Source organism: Duganella callida (genome assembly GCF_004614165.1).
Classification (GTDB): domain Bacteria; phylum Pseudomonadota; class Gammaproteobacteria; order Burkholderiales; family Burkholderiaceae_D; genus Rugamonas; species Rugamonas callida.
Genome location: NZ_SPVG01000125.1, coordinates 1 through 3,861 on the forward strand (window position 1 = coordinate 1; position 3,861 = coordinate 3,861).

4 protein-coding genes and 1 pseudogene are annotated in these 3,861 nt (G+C 68.6%); all 5 read right to left on the reverse strand.

Annotated features, from left to right (window positions below):
• Positions 1–352, reverse strand: a 352-nt coding sequence (locus tag E4L98_RS12480; RefSeq protein WP_205746714.1) for a hypothetical protein, incomplete at its 3' end; no start/stop codon positions are given.
• Positions 352–1,089 carry an SDR family oxidoreductase gene (locus E4L98_RS12485; RefSeq protein ID WP_135201882.1) on the reverse strand — a complete coding sequence of 246 codons (738 nt, stop codon included), beginning with the start codon at positions 1,087–1,089 and terminating at the stop codon, positions 352–354. The genes E4L98_RS12480 and E4L98_RS12485, both read right to left, overlap by 1 nt.
• 1 nt (position 1,090) lies before the next feature.
• Positions 1,091–2,389, reverse strand: a complete 1,299-nt coding sequence (locus E4L98_RS12490; RefSeq protein ID WP_135201883.1) for an FAD-binding oxidoreductase — start codon at positions 2,387–2,389, stop codon at positions 1,091–1,093.
• Positions 2,390–2,498: 109 nt separating this feature from the next.
• Positions 2,499–3,665, reverse strand: coding sequence for an acyltransferase family protein (locus E4L98_RS12495; protein ID WP_135201884.1), 1,167 nt, complete (start codon positions 3,663–3,665; stop codon positions 2,499–2,501).
• 11 nt (positions 3,666–3,676) lie between these two features.
• Positions 3,677–3,861, reverse strand: a pseudogene (locus E4L98_RS12500) (DEAD/DEAH box helicase); the annotation flags it as partial.

Here is a 3,861-nt window from a genome sequence, read left to right on the forward strand (position 1 = left end):
GCGCCTGCGGCAGCGCCACATAGCGGCGCGCCAGCAGCGCGGCCAGTCCCCACAGCGCCAGTGCCTGCGCCGCCATCACCAGCGCCCAGGCGTGGAACGCGTCGCCGCTGAGCCAGCGCGCGGCAAAGTACAGCGGCCAGTCGGGCAGGAAATACGGCGCCGGCGTCAGGTACCACTGCCGCAGCCGCCCGCCCTGCTCGACCAGGTCGGCGTACAGCGCCGGCAGGTACTGCGCGTCCGAATTAAAGAACAGCATGGGATCGATGGCCTGCTGCAGATACAGCGTGGTCATGGCGGCGATCGCCAGCAGCGCCGGCAGCGCGGCCAGCGCGGAGTACAGCGCGCGTTTCATTACAGGCTCAGTTTCTTGAAGATGGCTTCCGGGATGTGGCGGATGATGGTCATGATGCCCCACCAGAAGAACGGCGTGTACAGCACGTTGCGCTTGCCGTCCATGGCCCTGACGATGGCGGCCGCCACCTGCTCCGGCGTGGCCCACAGCGGACTTTTGGGGAAGGCTGCCGTCATCGGCGTGTCGACGAAGCCCGGCTTGATGGTCAGCACGTGCACGCCGGCCTTGCACAGGCGGTTGCGCAGGCCCTGGAGGAAGGTGGCCAGCATGCCCTTGGCGCTGCCGTATACATAGTTGGACTGGCGGCCGCGGTCGCCGGCCACCGAGCCGATCACCGCGATGGTGCCGCCGCGCTGGGCTTCGAAGCGGTTGGCGATGTGGGTCAGCAGCGAGATCACGCTCAGCGCGTTGGTGCTGATCTCGCGCAGCGCCAGCGCGGCGTCGGCCTGGCACGCTTTCTGATCGGGCAGCGTGCCGTGCGCGATCAGCACCGCATCCAGGCCGCCCAGCGCGCCGGCGGCGCGTTCGATGCAGGCGGCGTGCTGATCGAAATCGTTGGCGTCGAAGCGGGCGCCGGCGCTGATGGCGGCGCCGCGGATTTTCAGGTCGGCCAGCAGGCCGTCCAGGCGCTCGCTGTTGCGGGCCAGCAGATACAGGGCGTCGCCGCGCTGGGCGAAGCGGCGCGCGGTGGCTTCGGCGATCGCCGAGGTGGCGCCGATGATGAGGATTTTTTGCATGTCAGAGTCCGAGACGATCAGAAAGAGAGGAGCCGAAGGCATCCAGCGCGCCGTAGTCGCGCCGCACCTGCTGGAAGGCGGCATGGCGCGGATAGCCACGCTCGAAGGTGGCTTGGCTCATGCGCGCGTCCTTGGCCAGGTAGTGGCGGCCGCCGGCAGCGGTCACCATTACATCGAGCTCGTCCAGCAGCGCGAACAGGCCGTCTTCGATCTTGAAGTCCAGCGCCAGCGTATAGCCTTCGAGCGGGAACGACAGATAGTTCTGATTGGCCGGGCCGAACGCCTTCAGCACGGCCAGGAATGAGCCGCGGCCCGAGTCGACGATGCGCGCCAGGATGGCCTGCAGTTCGCGCGTGGCCGCGCGCGGCAACACGAACTGGTACTGCACGAAGCCGGGCTTGCCGTACAGGCGGTTCCAGTGCAGCAGACCGTCGAGCGGATAGAAGTACGGCTCGTAATGCACACGGGCCCGGCCGGCCGACGGCTTGTGGTAATACAGCGTGTTGAAGGCGCCGATGCTGTAGCGGTTCATCAGTTGCGGCGGCAGATCGAACGGCACGCTGCGGCTGCGCTTGGGCCGCGCCGCCAGGCCGCCGTCCAGCGCGTGCTCGCCCAGCATCAGCAGCGAGCGGCCGAGGCGCGCGCCGCCGGCGACGCAATCGATCCAGGCCACCGAATAGGTGGCGTCGCGGTGCTGTTCGAACAACGCCAGCACCTGCTCCAGCGACGCGGCGCGCAGCGTGGTCTGCTCGATCCAGGCGCTCTGTACCGGCAGCATCTTCAGCGTCACGGTCAGCAGGACGCCGGTCAGGCCCATGCCGCCGCAGGTGGCGCGAAACAGCTCGGGATGGGCATGGCGCGAACACTGCACGATGCTGCCGTCGGCCAGCAGCAGTTCGAACGACAGCACGTGCGCGCTGAAGCAACCGTCGATGTGGTGGTTCTTGCCGTGCACGTCGCTGGCGACGGCGCCGCCGACGGTGACGAATTTGGTGCCGGGCGTGACTGGTGGAAACCAGCCCTGCGGCAGCAGCACGTCGAGCAGGTCGGCCAGGGTGGCGCCGGCCTCGCAGCGCAGGATGCCGGTTTGCGCATCGAAATCCAGCAGCAGGTGGCGGCGTGTATTGTCGAGCACCAGCGGCGCCAGCGAGGCGTCGCCATAGCTACGGCCCAGACCGCGCGCGATCAGCGGCGCGCCGTGTTGCTGCCTTAGCGTACGGCCCATTTCGGACACCGTGGCCGGCGCCAGCACCTGGGCGTCGGCCACCGGATAGCGTCCCCAACCGTGTATGCGTACCATTTAAAAAAAGCAAATATTGTCAGCCCGCATGATAGCGCATAAATCCGGGGTCAGTTCTGCCAATCGCACACGGGCTCTGCCGTAGCGATTGGCAGAACTGCCCCCGGATTTACGCGCTGCCCGGGCGCCAGCGGATGCGGCGTTCGACCAGGCGGGCGAACAGCCGGGCCGCGCCGAGGCAGACTGGTACCGCCAGCGCGGCCAGCAGCAGGAAGCCGGACAGCGGCGACCACTGCTGCAGCGCCGGCTGCAACCGCAGCCAGTAGTCCAGCGAGGCGACGATGGGGATGTGGATCAGGTACAGCGAATACGAATAGCCGCCCACCCGCACCAGCCAGTCCGCTTCGAGACCGCGGCGCAGCCAGTGGCCGGGGCTGACGCCGCTCAGCGCCAGCAGCAGCGCGGCGGTGAAGGCGCCGGTCACGCTATCGATCAGCGCGTGATGGCGGGCAAAGCGCAGCATGGTCGGCACATCGACGATGCGGTAGTGCCACAGTAACGCCGGCAGCACCAGCAGCAGCACGGCGCCCGCCCACCAGGCGCACCGGCGCGCCACGGGGCGCTGCGCCAGCGCGGCGGCGGCAATGCCCAGCACGAACAGCAGGATGTAGTACGGCGGCTGCGGCACGGCGGCATCGACCAGCGGCAGCCGCGGATACAGGCCGGACAGCGTGGTCAAGGCCCAGGCCGCGCACGCGCCCAGCGCCAGCAGGGCCGCCACGCCATGCCGTCGCAGTGTCCAGAGCAGCGCCGGGAAGGTGAAGTACAAATGCCATTCGCAGGCCACGCTCCAGAACGGCCCATTGATGGTGTTGTATTGGCCGTAGATATCCTGCAGCAGCAGCAGGTTGGTCCACCACACCGGTGGCGGCAGGGTCTGGGTCAGGCCCGCCTCATTGCGGCCCCAGCTCGCCAGCGGCACGAAACTGTTCACCAGCAGAATCAGGCCCAGCGTGGCGAAATACGGCGGCAGGATGCGGAAGGCGCGCGCGGTAAAGAAATCCGCCAGGCCGGATGGCAGGCGGTGGCCGCGCCGCGCCGCCGGCAGCGCCAGGCAATAGCCGGACAGCACCAGGAACACGTCGACGCCGAGGTGCATATACATCAGCAGTTCCAGCGGCCGGGCCAGCCAGAAGTCCTGCGCCACCCAGCCGATCGCGGTCAGGTAGATGTGGCCGAGCAGCACCCACAGCGCCGCCAGCGCGCGCAGACCGTCCAGGAACAGCAGGCGTTCGGCATCAGCCTGCAAGGCCGGCGGGCGCGGCGCGGCGGTCATGCGCGCGCGGTTCAGGATTTGGGTACGCCGCCCAGCAGGAAGGCGAGTTTGGGCTTGGCCTTGGTGATCGAGGCGCCGGCGGCCGGCGCGGCCGGCTTGGCGGCGGCGCTGTTGTTCTGGCTGGGCTCGTAGGGCTTGAGGAACCACGGGTCGACCTTGTCGCGGCGCGGGGCGTAACCGCCCTGGGGCGACGGAC

Excerpts from the sequence above, each read along its gene's own strand:
- E4L98_RS12490 (WP_135201883.1), bottom strand. The coding sequence starts at position 2,389 with ATGGTACGCATACACGGTTGGGGACGCTATCCGGTGGCCGACGCCCAG.
- E4L98_RS12485 (WP_135201882.1), bottom strand. The coding sequence starts at position 1,089 with ATGCAAAAAATCCTCATCATCGGCGCCACCTCGGCGATCGCCGAAGCC.
- E4L98_RS12495 (WP_135201884.1), bottom strand. The coding sequence starts at position 3,665 with ATGACCGCCGCGCCGCGCCCGCCGGCCTTGCAGGCTGATGCCGAACGC.